This window comes from Pseudoalteromonas luteoviolacea (assembly GCF_001696455.1).
In the GTDB taxonomy this organism is placed as follows: domain Bacteria; phylum Pseudomonadota; class Gammaproteobacteria; order Enterobacterales; family Alteromonadaceae; genus Pseudoalteromonas; species Pseudoalteromonas luteoviolacea_C.
Window position 1 is genome coordinate 320,629 of record NZ_MAUJ01000001.1, and the last position, 16,481, is coordinate 337,109.

The window sequence follows — 16,481 nt, forward strand, 5'->3', positions numbered from 1 at the left end:
AGCCTCCATTGATATTATTTGGCGATGTATTATTTCGCTTTCTTATTGTGGTGGCTCTTTACCACCGGGCTGAGAATTAGCGAGTTGAGGTGGCTCAGCACCGCCTTCAGAACCACCCGCTACTTTATTTAACTCTTTCACGGAAAGAGATTTAAGGAGCTTCTTTTTAACTTTCATGGCATTTCCTTTGTAATAGTTCATTAAATTAGGTTTATGGTCTTGGATTATTAAATAAGCCCATAAATTAAACAGCAAGTTAATCCTATAGCAAAGTTATATTAATAAATTTATATTTGATTGATGATGCTTGTTTGGCTTTTTTAAGTACGGCATTTAAACCCCTAGCATTACGAAGTGCTGTGTTCAGTGTTTCACATGTATATGACTTAAATGATCACTACTGGCAGATCACACCGAGTCAGGCGTTATTGAGGTGCTGGCGTTTTAATCGCGAGAAATGCCAGATATTCACTAAGTGATTAAAATTTGGCGTTTGAGGTGTCTGTAGATTGCACCGATAGAGCAATCTGGCATCGTATTAATTTATAATAAATGCAATATCCTTGGTTACTGTCTGGTGAGTTTAAAAAATGGATTTCGGAAGTAGAATAGGCTTTGTAATCCACTCTCAAAATATTCGAATGCAAATGTAAAGCCGAATTTGAAAGCCTTGTTATACACAATGGTTATGGCTGTGCCGATATTAAATTATTAATAATCTAAGTTTGTTGTTTGTCAATTCAGTAGCCCTCTATTTTAAGTTTATTATGTGTGTTAAAGATAATAAAAGAAGGTTTAACACATCAATATTATGAATAACAAAGCAATCATCATAGGGGCTACATCGGGTATTGGACGCGCTTTGGCGAAGTATATGGATAGGTGTGGTTACGAACTCGCCCTAACTGGCCGTCGGCAAGAGTTACTGGTAAGCCTACAAAATGAATTAACTCAACCTTGCTATATTGCCAAAATGGATGTTTCTCAGCCACATGATGCAGTGCGTGAGTTTGAATCTTTACTTACACAAATGCAAGATGTAGAACTCGTTATCATTAATGCAGGAACAGGCAATGGTGATGCAAGCTTTCCATTGCAGGGAGAGTTAGATACCGCAGCTGTGAACGTTACGGGGTTTACGGCAATCGCCAACAGTGCGTTTCATTTTTTTGCAAAGCAAAACCGAGGTCATCTCGTTGCAACCTCCTCAGTGATGGCGCTCAGAGGTGGCCCATGTGCTTCTTACAATGCATCAAAGGCTTACATTGCTACATATTTGGAAGGACTATCTTGCCGGGCCGCGAAACATGGGGCCAATATATCTTTCACCGAACTTAGACCCGGCTTTGTAGATACAGAGATGGCAAAAGGGGAAGGTATATTTTGGCTTGCCAGTGTTGAAAAAGCGGCACAACAAATATTTATCGCTATCAAAAAGAAAAAGCGAGTCGCTTACATTACTAAACGTTGGTGGCTTATTTCGCTAATTTTAAAGTACGCCCCTTTTAAGGTGTATTTAAGGCTGATTGGGTGTAAGAAAGCAAATCAACGTTAATTCGTCTATGGTTGCGTAATCCAGCTTTGCGAATAGCGATTTTTACAACTTTGTGCTGAATCGAAGCGGTTTAACTTGTCAATCAGTGATAAATAGCTAAGATCTTCCGCCTGACTGAGTAATTTACCGCCTAACAGAGCGTGACATGCCAAAATCTAAAACGAGCCAGCTAATCTACACGGTTGTATTGAACCGATGGTTTTTGCTTTTTCCACTTATCCTTATTTGTTTACTCGTCACGAATATAACGGTTGAAGATCTACGCTTTTTATTTGGCCATATGGATGAGCACGGGTATCAAAATGTGATAGATAATGAGTCAACCATCACCATTTTATTGATTGGATTTGGCGCGGTAATGGATGGCAGAAAAATTTTGTCGAAGCGCGCTTTTGATAGTAAACAAGATACACGCTTAGTTGAACATAAACAGCTCAATGAAACATCTGAATACTATGGTTTTATGCTCATCGTAATCGGGATTTCCATTGAGATTGTAGATCAACTCGCCAACTATTTACGCAACTTCCATCTTGAGCTATTGGTATTTGAAGCTTGGTTTAGCATCATTTTAAACATTGTTGCTGTGGGGGTGATGTTAAAAGCGACCTACAAAATCGCGGTGATGGAAAAGCACCGCCATCAGCTCTAAAGCTTGAGCTCAAATAACGCTTGGGCGCGCCAAATTGGATCCAAGCGGGTATTATCTAGGCTTATCAACCAAACAAAGTTGGCAAATTGCTCTGCTTTATAGCCATAAATAGTGGTCCCTAAAAAAGTTTCGCTTAATATTTTATGTAATTGTTCTAGGTGTGCCTGAGAAGTGAGTACGGTGTTGAGCACTATCCATCCGGTGTTGTTCACCTGCTTTTTTAAGTCTTGATAAAAATCTGGCTCAAACATAAAGGGGACGGGCTGCTCTGAGTCAAATATATCCACAAAAATCAAATCAAAAGGCTTCGAATTGAGATTGGACATGAATTGGCGAGCATCCATGCAATGTATTGTGTGCTTGTTTTGTTGCGGATTAAAATGTCGCTGGTATAACTCAATGACCGCGCTTTCATACTCGACAACTTCTATCTGGATTTTTGGAAAGTGGGTAGATAGATGTCTTAATAGGCCGCCCCCTCCTAATCCAAGTTCCAAAGCGTGACTGACATTATCCATAACGTTGAGTGGCAGTACCATAAATAACATGTGTGGAAACATTAACGCATCGGGGCGTTCTAGTGACATTGCCGTTTGTACGTATCCGTCAATACTAAGCCACCTTAAATCCTCATTTTCATACACTTCGAAAAGCCTATTTTCATCATTAATCTGCACGAGGCACGTTAAATTGTTATTTTGTTCTGCTGTTTTTGACATACTAATTTCGGAACACTGAAAAGACAGGGTATATTCTAGTAGCTAATTTATTGTTTTGTAATAACTGTGTGTTTTTTGTAGTGATATGCTACTAGTGGTTAGTATATTCATTAAAACTAAAGTAGGTAACTGTGCTGTTGATCTTTTATGCCATAATCGTCACACTCGGTGTAATTGAGTGTGTGAAATAAGTAATGAAGTATCGTCTTTTAAATAGTCTGTTGCCTTTGGTGATGTTAGTTTCAAGTGCGTCTGTGCAAGCACAAATCATCCGCTTTATAGCAGAGGATCTTCCCCCGTATCATTTTATTAATGATGCGGGAAAGCCTGATGGTGGTTTAGTTGAGATTGCGAAAGCATTGCAGGCCCAAAGTGGCTTAAAAGCTCAAATTGAGATTTTGCCAATGGCTAGAGCGCACCATGAACTGCAGACGAAAAACAATGTGGTAATGTTAGCTTGGTTAAAAACCCCATCTAGAGAACGAGGATATAAGTTTTTAGGATCCATGTGCCAGATCTCAGCGTCATTGATTGGACTAAAAGAAAATAAATTGAATCTGACAGATCTTAACCATGCAAAACAATATCGTATCAGTACAATTCGAGGGTACTATAGTGAAGAGTATTTGCGCCAAGCAGGGTTTTCGGAAGATCATGATCTGGTTCTTGTCTCTCACTACGCCAGTCTTTGGCAGCTCTTATACAAAGGGCGCACCGATCTTATTTTGACCAATACCCAAACGATTCAGCGAGAGTTGGATAAGCTTGGACTAGATCCGGATAGGCTTGAATATAAGTTAACACTACAGGATTTTCCATCGCAGCTGCATTTAGCTGCAAATCAAAGCTTTCCCGATGATATTGCCGGTAAAATCAGTACAGCGCTTGAACAGTTGAAATCATCAGGCCAATATCAAAAAATAATTCAGAAATGGCGCATGCCAAACTAGTTAAGCAACGAATCGGGACTTATTTTTTTCTAATAATCAGCAGTACACAATTCCATTGACTACACTTTTTATTCAGAGCTAAGTGTTAGGAAACTTATAACGCAAGATGGAAATCGGTGACTTGCAGCTGCAAACAGTGATGGATGGTGTTAAAGACGGATTCATCATGACCAATGAAAGTGGCGAAATTATTAGTTTTAATCGCTCCGCAGCAAATATTTTCGGTTATTCAAAGCAAGAAGCCATAGGCGTCAACATCACATCTTTAATGTCGTCTGAATACCGACCACTTTATTTTAAATACCTACAAAGCCTTTCATCCTCAAATGAAGATACGCCAGTCGCAAGTTTAGAAGTTTTAGTTGTGCATAAAAATGGTGGTACTTTTCCTGTTGAGCTCTCGGTTAGTAAACTTACTAGTAACAGTGAAGTTGCGTACCTTGGCACTGTCAGAGACATCACTGAGAGAAAAGAAGCAGACCAATCAATCAAGTCATACATCGAACACATTGAAACAATCATGGATACGGTGCTTGATGGCCTTATTACGATAGATATGAAAGGTGTGATCCACAGTTTTAATGCTGCGGCCGAGGCCATTTTTGGCTATCGAGCCAGTGATGTGGTTGGACGAAATGTTAAGATGTTGATGCCTGAGCCCTATCAATCGGAGCATGATTCGTATCTAACCAACTACCATAAAACAGGTGTAAATAAAGTGATTGGCATTGGACGGGAGATAACAGGTAGGCGCAATAGTGGTCATTTGTTCCCGATGGAGTTGGGCGTAAACAAAATGGTGGTACAAGGCAAAACCATGTTTGTTGGCACCGTGCGTGATATATCCGAGCGCAAGGCCGCTGAAGCTGCGATTGACTCCTATATTAGAAAGTTGCAGGTCAGTAACTCGGAGTTAGATCAGTTTGCTTATATCGCATCCCATGATTTGAAAGAGCCGCTCAGAGGGCTTGCCAACAATGCTTTGTTTTTGGAAGAAGATCATGGAGATTTGATAGGGGAAGAGGGGGTCCGGAGAATTCAAAGGATACGGTTTTTGTGTACGCGAATGGAAAAGCTGGTAGACAGTTTACTCTACTATTCTAGGCTTGGGCGTCAGGATCTCGCCGTTGAAAGTGTCGATTTAAACGCGTTGATTGATGGTGTTATTGAACTTACTCTGCCTGAAGAAACGGCACAATGTGTAAACCTATCAGTTCCCAAGTTGTTACCTCATGTCACCTGCGATAAACCTAAGGTTTCAGAGCTGTTTCGCAACCTTATTTCAAATGCTGTTAAATACAATAAGTCCGCCACAAAACACATTGAAATTGGGGTCAAGTCTTGTATTGAGCCCATAAATAACACCTTAGAGACTCGTGTTTTTTATGTGAAAGATAACGGCCAAGGCATAGACAGTCGTTTTTTTGAGGACATCTTTAGAATATTTAAACGCTTAAATGAAGAGGATGACTCAGTGCGCGGCACGGGTGTTGGCCTCACTTTTGTGAAAAAAATCATTGAACGCCATAACGGGCAGATTTGGGTTGAATCGGAACTCGGCCGAGGTAGCTGCTTTAACTTTACATTGAAGCTAGGAGACTAACAGATGGATAAAGACTTAGGTCTGCTTTTGTTGGTAGATGATAATCCGGACGACTTTGAGGCAATTTTACGGAGTTTGAGAAAAAGTCATTTTATGAACCCCATTCAGTGGTGTCAATCAGGTCAGGATGCAAAGGATTTCTTATATAAAATAGGCAAATACAAAGAACATGAGCATTTAAAAAGACCGGTATTGGCTTTGGTTGATTTGAATATGCCTGGGTTGGATGGCAGACAATTGGTACGCGAATTAAAAGCAGACCCCAAAATGTGCTCTATTCCGATTGTGGTTTTAACCACCTCGAGTGACCCGCAAGATGTCGAATCCTGCTATGCACTTGGCGCTTCTGCATATATCCAGAAACCAGTTGAATTTGATGACTTAGCAATTGCATTTAAAAAGCTGAAAGACTTTTGGTTTGATGTGGCGTTATTACCTACAACAGATGGATACGACTAGTGGTGAAATCTAACATTTTATTTATCTCTGATAACGTTGATTGTATTGAGCTGTTTATACACGCTATAAAAGACTGCGGTGAAAAGCAAAACCTTTACTTATCGTCATCTATGGCTGGTGGTTTGAAAAAGGCTGAAGAGATCAGTGCAGATTTTGTATTCATAGATAGTAAGTTGTTTAAAGCTGAGGCCATCGAAGCGCTTTCAACGATTACATCAAATATTTATATTGCCTTTAGTACGGATAAATATAGGCCTAAAACATTGGCTTATGATGCGCTTTCGACAATTGATTTAAGCCGCTCCGATGCGCACGATATTTTGGCCGACATATTGAACACTGTATGTTTGCCTTGCTCGCAAGGTGCGGATATTGAAGATGGTCAACACACACTATTCGATGCTGAGTTTTTAGATCTAGTGATAGAAAGTGTACCTAACTACCTTTTTGTTAAAGATACGCAATTTAGAATAGTACGGGCCAATCAAACGTTTTTATCGCTGTACCCTGAGTCATATAGAGATAAAGTCATAGGTTCAACCACCATTGAAGATTATGACCCTGAAGAAGCCAAAGAGTTTTTAGAAAAAGATCGAGAAGCGTTCGCTAGCGGGTATAGTGAGACTGTTGAGAGAATTCAATTTCCAAATGGTGATTCTCGGATATTATTTACGCAAAAAAAGAAATTCACGGACGAACATGATCAGGATTACATTCTGGGCATTGCAACAGATGTTACTGAACGAGAAGATCTTATCAAAAAGCTTACTAAGTCTAATCAAGACTTGGAGCGATTCGCGTATAGTGCGTCACATGATTTAAAGTCACCGCTTAATGCCATCAAAAACCTAGTCAGCTGGATAGAGGAAGACTATTTTGATGAGTTTCCTGATGGAGCCAAGGAAAACTTCGCTTAATCAAAAGTCGTAGTATTCGCATGGCAACGCTACTTGATGACTTGTTAGAATATTCACGGGTACAAAAATGCCTAGAGGATGAAGAGTGGGGCTACTTGGATGTGGTCGTGGATTCAGTTTTATCTGTGATAGAGCAGTCAGATAAATTTACGGTTAAAGTGATCGGACCTAGGTTAAAACTGCCGCGTGTCGCATTTCAAATCGTGGCTATGAATTTAATCGGTAACGCGATTAAACATCATCATAAAGGCTATGGCGAGATAACCATCTGGGTTGAAGCGAACCCTAAAGGCCATCAAATTTCATTTATTGATGATGGTCCGGGGATCCCCGTTACATACAGCAAGAAAATATTTGAAATGTTTCAAACATTGCAGTCAAGAGACGTGATTGAAGGCAGTGGAATGGGCTTGGCACTGGCTAAAAAAGTACTGGAGTATTATGAAGGGAACATTGTGCTCAATTCTACACATCAAAATGGTGCAAGGTTTGATCTATTCTGGCCTACTAGCAACAGAAAAGCCTAAATAACATCCCGTTATTGGATACTAATACACTCGTTTACTGTTCGACAGATGCTGGTAACTGTGTGTGAGCTCATCCTTTTAAAAAACACATTTTGTTGTAATTTTCATAGCCTTAGAACTGGATTATTCGTTACGCTTTAGTGCAAACTAAGCACTCGATGTAATGACAGAGATAGTAATGATCCAGCTAAATCAGGTGACATTTTCAAGGACTGACGGCTCAACCCAAAGGCGAATTATTGATGACTTATCCATCACGATAAATGATGGACAACAAGTTGCACTTGTGGGAGACAGCGGCTCTGGCAAAACCACGCTACTCAATTTATTAGCTGGCTTGCTTGTGCCTACCCAAGGTGAAATAACGGTCAATGATAATCGGATTTCTCATTTCAATGACAACCAGCTTGCGCTTTATCGTCGAACAATCGGTGTGATATTTCAGCACTATCAGCTACTCGAAGCATTGACGGTAGCAGACAATATCAGCTTTCAAGCAAGATTAAACGGGCTTAAAGTTGAGCGCTCTCATTTAGAATCACTGGCTCAACGACTGGGAATACAAGACAAACTCAGTGCGTTACCCAGTCAACTCAGTGGGGGTGAACAACAACGAGTAGGGATCGCAAGAGCGATTATTAATCAACCTAAAGTCATTCTTGCGGACGAACCTACGGGCAACTTGGACAGTGAACGTAGCCAAGAAGTTGTGGATTTATTACAAACGCTCTGTGTTGAAAGTAACATAAATCTTGTGATGGTCACGCACAGTCAAAGATTAGCTGGGCAATTCCAAACACAGCTTCGTCTAAAAAATGGAAAGCTGTATGACTGAGCTACGCCTTATTTTTTATTCCTATGGCCAGTTTTATCTGCGGCACAAAGGGTTACTGCTGCTGTTTATACTTGGTTTTAGCTTAGGCAGTGCGTTAATCAGTGCGATTTATGGGCTAAATCTAGAAGCATCAAAGCGTTACACCAATAGTAGCGCATTACTCGAAAACCCCGTTACCCATTTTATTAAACCACAATTAGGAAAATCACGGCTCTCTCACGCGCTTTGGCACAGGCTGTCTCGACTGCCTAACTTGAATTTGGAACCGGTACTTGAAGGACGCGTGTTGCTTGATGATAAACGCAGATTGAGCATTCGAGGTGTAGATTTACTCAAATGGGTCAAGTTTGGCAAAGGTGGTGCGGGCCAATTAGATTCCGGCCAGCCTAATAGGGGGCGCTTATTTGAAACGGTGTTTTTAGACCCAAAAGTGATAGCACGATTAGGAGATAAAACAACACAACCCAAGCTCACCATTGATGGCAACACGTATCATGTGAGCGCTATGGAGGGGTTAGGCCACCAAGCCCTTATGGATATCAGCTTAGCTGATAAGCTTTTACAAGCGAATGGCGAAGTTAGCTTTGTAGAAGTGATTGGAATGCGTGACGCAAATGTAAAACCACTGACAGAGGTGTTGGCTCAACAAGCCCGCTTAGAAAGCGCCACTGAACAAGCCTTTGATACACTCTCAGGACCATTCTTTTTCAATCTTCAAGCTTTAGCGTTTTTAGGGTATATCGTTGGGGCCTTTTTGAGCTTTAATGCAATCAAGTTAGTGGTTTCTGCACGTAAAAAGCTACAACGACAGCTTTATGTGCTTGGCTGCCAGCAACGGCGATTGATGCAAGCGGTCGTCATTGAGCTATTAAGCTTAGGGCTCATTTGTGCCTTTATCGGTGCACTACTTGGCGTGACGCTTGCGAATGTTTTAGTCACCGACGTTGGGCGGGTTTTACGTAGCTTCTATCAGTTAGATAGGGGCCTTATTGTTGGCCTTGATTATTCTATGGTGCTACTGGGATTTGCACTAAATACGCTAGTGTTGGTTTGTTTTTTAGTCTCGCAGAAATCCATTGCGGCTAAATTCAAAAAAATGATTTTAGGGAGCGTGTTTTTATTGAGCGTGATTGGGGCGGTTGTTCTATGGCGCTATGCTGACAGTAAATTTACTGCGCTGCTATTATGTGCTTGCGTGTTATTTGCTTTTTTTATTGTTACGCCAAGCATACTTAAAAGGGTTTTCAGTTGTCGGTGGCCGACCCAATCGCCCTTGCTTTTATGGATTAAAGCAGACAGCAAAACACAAATTAATGAACTTTTGAGTGCGGTATTAGCAACACTTATGGCGATGGGGGCGGCGATTGGCATGCAGGTGATGGTCAATAGCTTTAGTACGGCCCTAGATGGCCATTTGCAAAAACGCCTCAGTGCAGACTTGTATATTCGACCATCTATTGTGTCAGAAGACATGGAAAACGAGCTAAGAAAGTCCGACAAATTTGAAAAGGTTGGCGTTTATTGGCAAGCACAGACTGAGCTACTTTCGCATTCAAAACGTTTACCAGTAAAGTTAGTGAGTTTTGGCCCGAGTGCAATTTACCATAGTCATATTACACTGCTTGATCGCGTGCCCGTTGATCCAGAGCACCTGTCATCGGCAACCGGCCATAGGTTAGCCCGTTGCTTGGTGAATGAGCCTGGCTGGCGGCTATATAACATAGAGATAGGCGATACCATTGAATTGCAACAAGGAGCTAAACAGATTAGCTGCCTAGTAAGTGGCATTTATTATGACTACGGCGAGCAAAGTACCACAATCTTGGTGACAACCTCAGTAATAGAAAATGCGAAATTTGCCTATGAAGCATACGGCTTTTCGCTAACTTTAATACCAAATCAAGACATCGATGTTGTTGCCCAACAGCTCAAAGAAACTTACGACCTTGAAACGAACCAAATAAGTGTGAACAAGACATTTAAAGCATTTGCCAAACAGTTATTTGAAAACACGTTTAAGGTGACGCATGCGCTGAATTTATTCATTATGATGATTGCACTGTTCGGAATTTGGGTCAGCTTCTTAACTTTGGGTCGTCAACAACTGCAACCAATGTCTGTTTTACAGACGCTCGGCGTGACAAGATCTCAGTTATTTTGGAGTAAGCTGCTACAAGCGGGTGTGATATTAATGGTCACGACATTATTGGCGATTCCACTGGGAATTATGCTTGGCTGGGTGTTACTGGCTTACGTGATGCCAATTGCATTTGGCTGGAGTATGGCACTTGTTTTGAGCTGGCCTGATATTTTAGGCTTTTGCGCTGTCGTACTCTTACTGGCTTTAATAGCCAGTGCTTTACCACTGATTAAATTAATTCGACGCAATGTTGCCGATAGTGTCGCAAGTTTATAGAGGTTATATGAAACGTAACGTCATCTATCTAGTCACAACCTGCATATCATTGCTAGGGTGTAGTGAACAGCAACCGGCCTCTGAGTCGCAATTTTCTTTTTCGCAGCATATTGGTGAAGAAGTTAAACCTGATACCAAACTCGAGTTTCCAAAAGACCACGGTATACACCCTGAACAAGGGCTTGAGTGGTGGTACATCACAGCGAACCTTGAAAGCGAGTCTCAACAACAATTTGGCGCTCAGTGGACATTGTTTCGAGTGAGTACGCCACACCTCTCTGGCGATACTAACAGTGCGTGGTGGGATGGACAATTTTACTTTGCGCACTTTGCGTTGCAGACAGATGATAGCCATGTAGCCTTTGAAAAGTCAGGGCGAGCGGGCTCGGCTATGGTTAATGCTTCCCCATTCATAGCTCAAATTCAAGATTGGCAATTGTCGAGTAAAGGCGAAGCGTATTTGCCGCTTAATCTGCAAGCAAGCACACCTGGTTATGGTGTCAATCTGATGCTTGATAACAGCCCGCGGGTACTGCATGGCAAAAATGGTTACAGCCAGAAAACCCATGATGGCCACGCTTCTATGTACTACAGCTACCCATTTCTTGAAGCCTCCGGTAATGTCGAATTCGCAGGGCAAACTTTTAAAGTAACGGGTCGAGCTTGGCTCGACCGCGAATGGTCTTCTGCGTTCATAGATCCAAATCAAGCTGGGTGGGATTGGTTTAGTTTACAAGCTGCGGATATCAATGAAGGCGGGTTAATGGCATTTTGTATCCGTGGAGCCGATCAAAGTTACGATTACTGTAGTGCAACGGCCATTAATGCTCAGGGAGAAAGTATTGCATACAGTAGCGAGCAAGTATCACTTGAAGTGCTGCAAAATATCCGTCTAGATGGTAAGGTTTACCCGAAAAAATGGCGTCTCCAAGTATCTGGGTTTGCACCGATTGAAATTCAAAGTATCAACCCCGACTCACGTAATAAACTCAGTATTCCTTACTGGGAAGGTCGAGTTAAAAGCAGTGGAGGTTTTAGTGGAACTGGATATGGAGAATTAGTTGGCTATTAACTTAACGTCAAAACGCCTTGTATGTTTCTAAAAAAGAAAAGTCGCAGAAAATAGCGATTTGTGCTCGCGCATAGTGGACTTAAGCATTATTATGCGCGTCAAAGAAACTTATATAGGCAGTAAAGTATGTCTTGTCCTCCTTGCCCTAAATGCAGCTCTGAATATGTGTATCAAGATCAAAATCAATTGATTTGCCCAGAATGTGCCTACGAATGGGATCCGTCAGCAGTAGAAGACGACGACACGCCACAAGTAAAAGACGCAAATGGTACTTTGTTGGTCGATGGTGACAAAGTGACTGTAGTTAAAGACTTAAAAATTAAAGGCAGTTCGCAAGTAATAAAAATTGGCACTAAAGCGCTTGTAAGACGAGTGCTAGACAAAAAAGACCATGAACTTGACTGTAAAGTGGATGGTGTTGGTGAAATGATGGTGACTGCGAAATTTGTCAAAAAAGCATAATTGACGTAAACATCTAGAAGAGTGGATGCGCCGGGTCCGCTCTTTTATATTTTGCTAAGGGTGGCCTTAAGTTCAGAAAAAGACAAAGGCTTTGAAAAGTAGTACCCCTGTAAGCAAGAAACATTTGCTTGCTTGCAAAGCGTTGCATGGGCCTCAAATTCAATGCCCTCAGCCACGGTTTCTATAGACAATTGTCGTAGCATACTCGCCAAACCTATCAACATTAATTTGGCCTTCTCATCTTGTAACGTTCTTTCTATCAAACTTTTATCAAACTTAACAATGTCGATAGGGTAGTTTAAAAGGTGAGAAATTGAAGAAAAGCCAGTGCCAAAATCATCAAGTGCTATTTTGCAGCCCTTTGACTTTATAGATCGCAGTGTTTCCATCGTCGACTCGCTGTTTTCAAGGAGTGCTGTTTCTGTCACTTCAATGATGACTTTCGTGAGATCTACATTGTAGTGTTTAGCTTGTTGCTGCAAAAAAGTTGGTAAGTTTAAATCATGAATTTGCAAAGGAGACAAGTTGATAGCAAGCTCGATTTGCTGACTTAAATCACTTTTACAGATATCGGCATATTGGCTGAGTGCTTTTTGAATGATAAGGCGACCAAAGGCTTCTATAAGTCGGGTTTTTTCTGAAGTGTGGATATATTCAGCGGGACTTGCTCCCGATGCTTTTACTGGCAGTCTAACGAGTGCTTCAAGAGATTTCACGGCGTTGTTTGTGCTGTGGAGTATTGGTTGGTAGTACACCTCAAAATTTTCGGTTTTTATGGCTTCTCTAAGCTCACTTTCAATCTGAAACAACTTAAAAAATTCTTGCTCAAGGAGCTCATCGTAAAAGCATATTTGATTTTTTCCGCCATTTTTTGCCTTATACATGGCAATATCGGCTTGCTTAAGGAGGTCTTCAGTCGTTGTTTTTGATGCACTGAGTGTAATGCCAATACTGGCTGTGCTGTGGATCTCATGCTTGGAGAAAACAAAGGGCGCTTCAAAGCTTGATAGTACTCGCTCAGCAATCGTCAGTGCGGCATCGGCATCACGTACGCCTGAAAACATAAAGGCAAATTCATCTCCACCAAGGCGAGCAAACAATGGACTTTCACGAAACGAATATCTCACTCTATTCGCAAGCTCTTGTAAAACGGCATCTCCGGCAGAATGTCCAAGACTGTCATTGATCATCTTAAAACCATCGATATCAAGCAGCATGACAACGACATATCCTTCTAAGCTACGCATGTTAACTAATAGAGAGTTTAAGGCGGTTTCAAAATAGCTACGATTAAACAGCCCTGTAAGGGGATCTCGCTCGGCGAGTTGTTTGACTTGTTGATAGCTTTTGGAGAGCTTGTTTTCGAGTTCAATTCTTTTTTGTGATTGCTTGATACATCTAAGGAGCTGAGTGGAGGTTACTTCATCTTTTAGCAATAAATCTTGTGCGCCGGCATTTATGCAATTGATCAGGAGTTCTTCATCTCGATTGTTGGTTAGCATAATAATGGCGGAACATTCACACAGTTTTTGCGATTTAAGCTCGACGAGTACTTGCAGGCCATTTTGTCTAGGCATCTGATAATCCAACAAGATGACGTCGTATTGGGCTGCTTGAATTGCACTTAAGCCATCTTCAGCACAGTTGACTTCCTTGAGATCAAACTCTTGCAAAGAGCAATTTAGTGCTTCTTTGACGAGTTCACGGTCTATTTTCTGATCGTCGACCAGTAAAATATTCATTGCTGTTGCTCCTTATTCCCAAAATACACCCAAACGATGCAGACGAATACAGCAATCTGATACGAAAAGACTAGTTCAAACTGGTGCGATCAGCTAGCCAATTGGGGAATTAGTTACTAACTTTGTATGAGCGTGCACGTGTTTATACTGCTAACTAAGGATAATTAGTTGATAAATAATATTGGAAATTCAGCGCAGCGCCTGAAATTAGCGGTGGCGGTGGTTTTATCTGGGGTGGTCATTAGCGTTTTAGTGTCTGTCCGTATCTGGTCGCTATCGATAGATCAGCACAATTTATTAATTAAGCGCACCTCAATGGCTAAATCTGAACTTATTGAGCACCATTTTGCCAGCTCAATGCCAGCAATTATTAATGCCCTTGAACGAATGAGGAATCGCTGGATTGCGCGCAAAGGGCCGCCTTTTTCAGAGTGGCAGTTGGATGCACAGGATTATGTGAATGATCATGCCGGTTTAAGGGCGGTAGAGTGGGTAAATAAGGATTACATCGTAAAATGGGTTGTACCGCTTGAAGGCAACGAATCCGCGGTCGATTTAGACCTGACGTTCGAGGCCAATCGTAAGCACGCATTAGATCAAGCTCGAGATTTAAAAACCTATACCTTGTCCAAACCCGTACAGCTAGTTCAGGGCGGAAAAGGGTTTTTAGCCTACTTCCCAATCTTTGTCGGAAGTGAATTTGAAGGGTTTATTCTTGGCGTATTTGACGTTTCTTTGCTGGTAGACAGCCTACTACCGCACAAATTTATTGAAGACCACAATATCGAGATACTGTCAGGCAATGAGGTGATGTACAGTAAAAAAGAAGCTGAACGGACCTATGATGAGAGAACGGGCCATACCCATTCCTTTACGCTGTATGATGTGAAATGGGACATTGCAGTGTGGCCTAGAAAAATTAAAGCAGGCACCGAAGACTCCAACATCCACTATATTGCACTGGTTAATGGTGTGCTTATCTCTCTGTTGGCGGGAGTTGCATTGTTTTACTTACTGAAATCCCTCATTTCTGAGTCCATCATTAGCGCCAAGGATGCAGAACATAAAGCAACACTTGAAAACGCCATTGATGGCATTATCACGCTAGACAGTAACGGGGTGATTCGCAGTGTAAACGGCACCGCAGAGCAGATTTTTGACCGTCAGAGAGGAAACTTGATTGGTCAAAAATTAAGTGTGCTATTTGCAGAGCCGTATAAAACGGACTATGAACAATGTGTATGGCGTGAAGAGCAGCTGGGCGAGGGATGTGTCGAGATTGGCAAAGTACAAAGGGTTGCGGGAATGCTCAAAAACGGCCATGTGTTCCCATTAGATTTGGGGATCACCACGTTTGAAATACACAAAGAGCAGCTTTTTTGCTGCGTGGTGAAAGATATGTCTATCGCTGTGAAGCTCGCGGAAGAAAAAGAGAAATTGATTCAACAACTCTCAAAATCAAATGAAGAGTTAGATAATTTTGCCTACATCGCGTCGCATGATTTAAAAGAACCTCTGCGCGCAATTCAAAATCATGCGTGTTTCTTGAAAGAGGATTACGAGCCAATACTTGGTAGTGATGGTGTGTATAAGTTAGATAGGTTGGTCTATTTGGGTGCAAAAATGGAGCGTTTAATATCTGACTTAATGTACTACTCAAGATTGGGCAGAGAAGAGCCTGATATGGCAAGATTTAATATGGTTTCCGCGATTAAAAGTACCAAAAGTCGATTGTCAGAAGCGCTGGAAGAACATAACGTAGTTGTAACATTTTCAAGTGATTTTCCGGCAGTTTACGGAAACAGAACTAGAATTGAAGAGCTGTTATACAACTTAATTGTTAATGGCTATAAATATAACTTATCAGATAAAAAAGCTATCAACATACGATTTGATGAAAACCTCAAAGCGTTTTGTGTTGAAGATAATGGAATTGGGATTGATTCACAGTTTGGCAATGATGTTTTTAAGATTTTCAAACGGCTGAATAGTCCCAAAAAATTTGGGGAAGGCTCTGGAGCTGGGTTGACCATAGCACAGAAGATTGTTGAGCGGCACGGTGGTCGTATATGGTATGAATCAGAGCTAGGAAGTGGAACGCGCTTTTACTTTACGTTAAAGGACGATAATCAGAACAATGAAGGACAGTAAACTCATTCTAATTGTTGAAGATAGCGATGATGACTTTTATGCCACATTACGTGCTTTTAAAAGAGACGGCAATTTGTCAAACCCGCTACAACGTTGCGAAGATGGCCAAGAGGCTTTGGATTATTTAAAAGAGCCTTGGTCCGAAGAGCATTTGAAACCCGCGATCATACTACTTGATCTGAATTTGCCTGGTTTAGATGGCAGGCATGTATTAAAAAAAATAAAGCAGGATAAGCGCCTGTGCAATATCCCCGTCGTGGTTCTCACCACTTCGAATGATGAAAAAGACATAGAAGAGTGTTATGAGCTGGGCGCAAATACCTATATACAAAAGCCTGTGAAACTTGACTCCTTATTCGAGGCGATTCAAAAACTGAAAGATTACTGGTTTCAAATCGCGATTCTTCCGAAAGGTGACTAG

Annotated in this window: 16 protein-coding genes; 13 read left to right on the forward strand and 3 right to left on the reverse strand. The window is 41.4% G+C overall.

Going from position 1 to position 16,481, the window contains the following annotated elements; all coding sequences use genetic code 11:
* Nucleotides 1-42 precede the first annotated feature (42 nt).
* Nucleotides 43-177, reverse strand: coding sequence for a hypothetical protein (locus A7985_RS26785; protein WP_256096629.1), 135 nt, complete (start codon nucleotides 175-177; stop codon nucleotides 43-45).
* A gap of 634 nt (nucleotides 178-811) precedes the next feature.
* Here A7985_RS26785 and A7985_RS01370 point away from each other — a divergent pair.
* Entirely contained in the window at nucleotides 812-1,555 is a 744-nt protein-coding gene (locus A7985_RS01370; RefSeq protein WP_065788653.1) for an SDR family NAD(P)-dependent oxidoreductase, read from the forward strand.
* A gap of 145 nt (nucleotides 1,556-1,700) precedes the next feature.
* Complete coding sequence (locus tag A7985_RS01375) at nucleotides 1,701-2,207, forward strand: hypothetical protein (protein WP_065788654.1); 507 nt, start codon at nucleotides 1,701-1,703, stop codon at nucleotides 2,205-2,207.
* Here the strand turns inward: A7985_RS01375 and A7985_RS01380 are convergent.
* Nucleotides 2,204-2,926: a spermidine synthase gene (locus A7985_RS01380; RefSeq protein ID WP_065788655.1), complete on the reverse strand. Its 723-nt coding sequence runs from the start codon at nucleotides 2,924-2,926 to the stop codon at nucleotides 2,204-2,206. The genes A7985_RS01375 and A7985_RS01380 overlap by 4 nt on opposite strands.
* A 194-nt stretch (nucleotides 2,927-3,120) precedes the next feature.
* On the opposite strand from A7985_RS01380, the gene A7985_RS01385 reads away from it, so the two are divergent.
* The 9 genes from A7985_RS01385 to A7985_RS01420 all read left to right on the forward strand — a co-directional run bounded on the left by A7985_RS01385 (nucleotide 3,121) and on the right by A7985_RS01420 (nucleotide 12,167).
* The gene (locus tag A7985_RS01385; RefSeq protein WP_247684651.1) at nucleotides 3,121-3,876 is read left to right on the forward strand and encodes a substrate-binding periplasmic protein; all 756 of its coding nucleotides are present in this window, start codon (nucleotides 3,121-3,123) and stop codon (nucleotides 3,874-3,876) included.
* Between the two features lie 106 nt (nucleotides 3,877-3,982).
* Nucleotides 3,983-5,479: a PAS domain-containing sensor histidine kinase gene (locus tag A7985_RS01390; RefSeq protein ID WP_065788656.1), complete on the forward strand. Its 1,497-nt coding sequence runs from the start codon at nucleotides 3,983-3,985 to the stop codon at nucleotides 5,477-5,479.
* Nucleotides 5,480-5,482: 3 nt separating this feature from the next.
* Nucleotides 5,483-5,938 (forward strand): response regulator, encoded by a 456-nt coding sequence (locus A7985_RS01395; protein WP_065788657.1) that lies wholly within the window; start codon nucleotides 5,483-5,485, stop codon nucleotides 5,936-5,938.
* A complete protein-coding gene (locus A7985_RS25635; protein WP_081310383.1) occupies nucleotides 5,938-6,855 on the forward strand; it encodes a PAS domain-containing protein in 918 nt (305 codons plus the stop codon). The genes A7985_RS01395 and A7985_RS25635 overlap by 1 nt, the downstream gene beginning before the upstream one ends.
* 20 nt (nucleotides 6,856-6,875) lie before the next feature.
* Nucleotides 6,876-7,382, forward strand: a complete 507-nt coding sequence (locus A7985_RS25640) for a sensor histidine kinase (protein WP_081310384.1) — start codon at nucleotides 6,876-6,878, stop codon at nucleotides 7,380-7,382.
* Nucleotides 7,383-7,560: 178 nt separating this feature from the next.
* A complete protein-coding gene (locus A7985_RS01405) occupies nucleotides 7,561-8,217 on the forward strand; it encodes an ABC transporter ATP-binding protein (RefSeq protein ID WP_065788658.1) in 657 nt (218 codons plus the stop codon).
* Nucleotides 8,210-10,633: an ABC transporter permease gene (locus A7985_RS01410; RefSeq protein WP_065788659.1), complete on the forward strand. Its 2,424-nt coding sequence runs from the start codon at nucleotides 8,210-8,212 to the stop codon at nucleotides 10,631-10,633. The genes A7985_RS01405 and A7985_RS01410 overlap by 8 nt, the downstream gene beginning before the upstream one ends.
* Nucleotides 10,634-10,640: 7 nt before the next feature.
* Nucleotides 10,641-11,705: a lipocalin-like domain-containing protein gene (locus A7985_RS01415; protein WP_065788660.1), complete on the forward strand. Its 1,065-nt coding sequence runs from the start codon at nucleotides 10,641-10,643 to the stop codon at nucleotides 11,703-11,705.
* A gap of 126 nt (nucleotides 11,706-11,831) precedes the next feature.
* A complete protein-coding gene (locus A7985_RS01420; RefSeq protein WP_065788661.1) occupies nucleotides 11,832-12,167 on the forward strand; it encodes a zinc ribbon domain-containing protein YjdM in 336 nt (111 codons plus the stop codon).
* A gap of 44 nt (nucleotides 12,168-12,211) precedes the next feature.
* On the opposite strand, the gene A7985_RS01425 is transcribed toward A7985_RS01420, so the two are convergent.
* Nucleotides 12,212-13,909, reverse strand: a complete 1,698-nt coding sequence (locus A7985_RS01425; RefSeq protein ID WP_065788662.1) for a two-component system response regulator — start codon at nucleotides 13,907-13,909, stop codon at nucleotides 12,212-12,214.
* Between the two features lie 168 nt (nucleotides 13,910-14,077).
* Here A7985_RS01425 and A7985_RS01430 point away from each other — a divergent pair, with 168 nt between their 5' ends.
* A complete protein-coding gene (locus A7985_RS01430; protein ID WP_065788663.1) occupies nucleotides 14,078-16,060 on the forward strand; it encodes an ATP-binding protein in 1,983 nt (660 codons plus the stop codon).
* The gene (locus tag A7985_RS01435; protein WP_065788664.1) at nucleotides 16,047-16,481 is read left to right on the forward strand and encodes a response regulator; all 435 of its coding nucleotides are present in this window, start codon (nucleotides 16,047-16,049) and stop codon (nucleotides 16,479-16,481) included. Before A7985_RS01430 ends, A7985_RS01435 begins: the two co-directional genes overlap by 14 nt.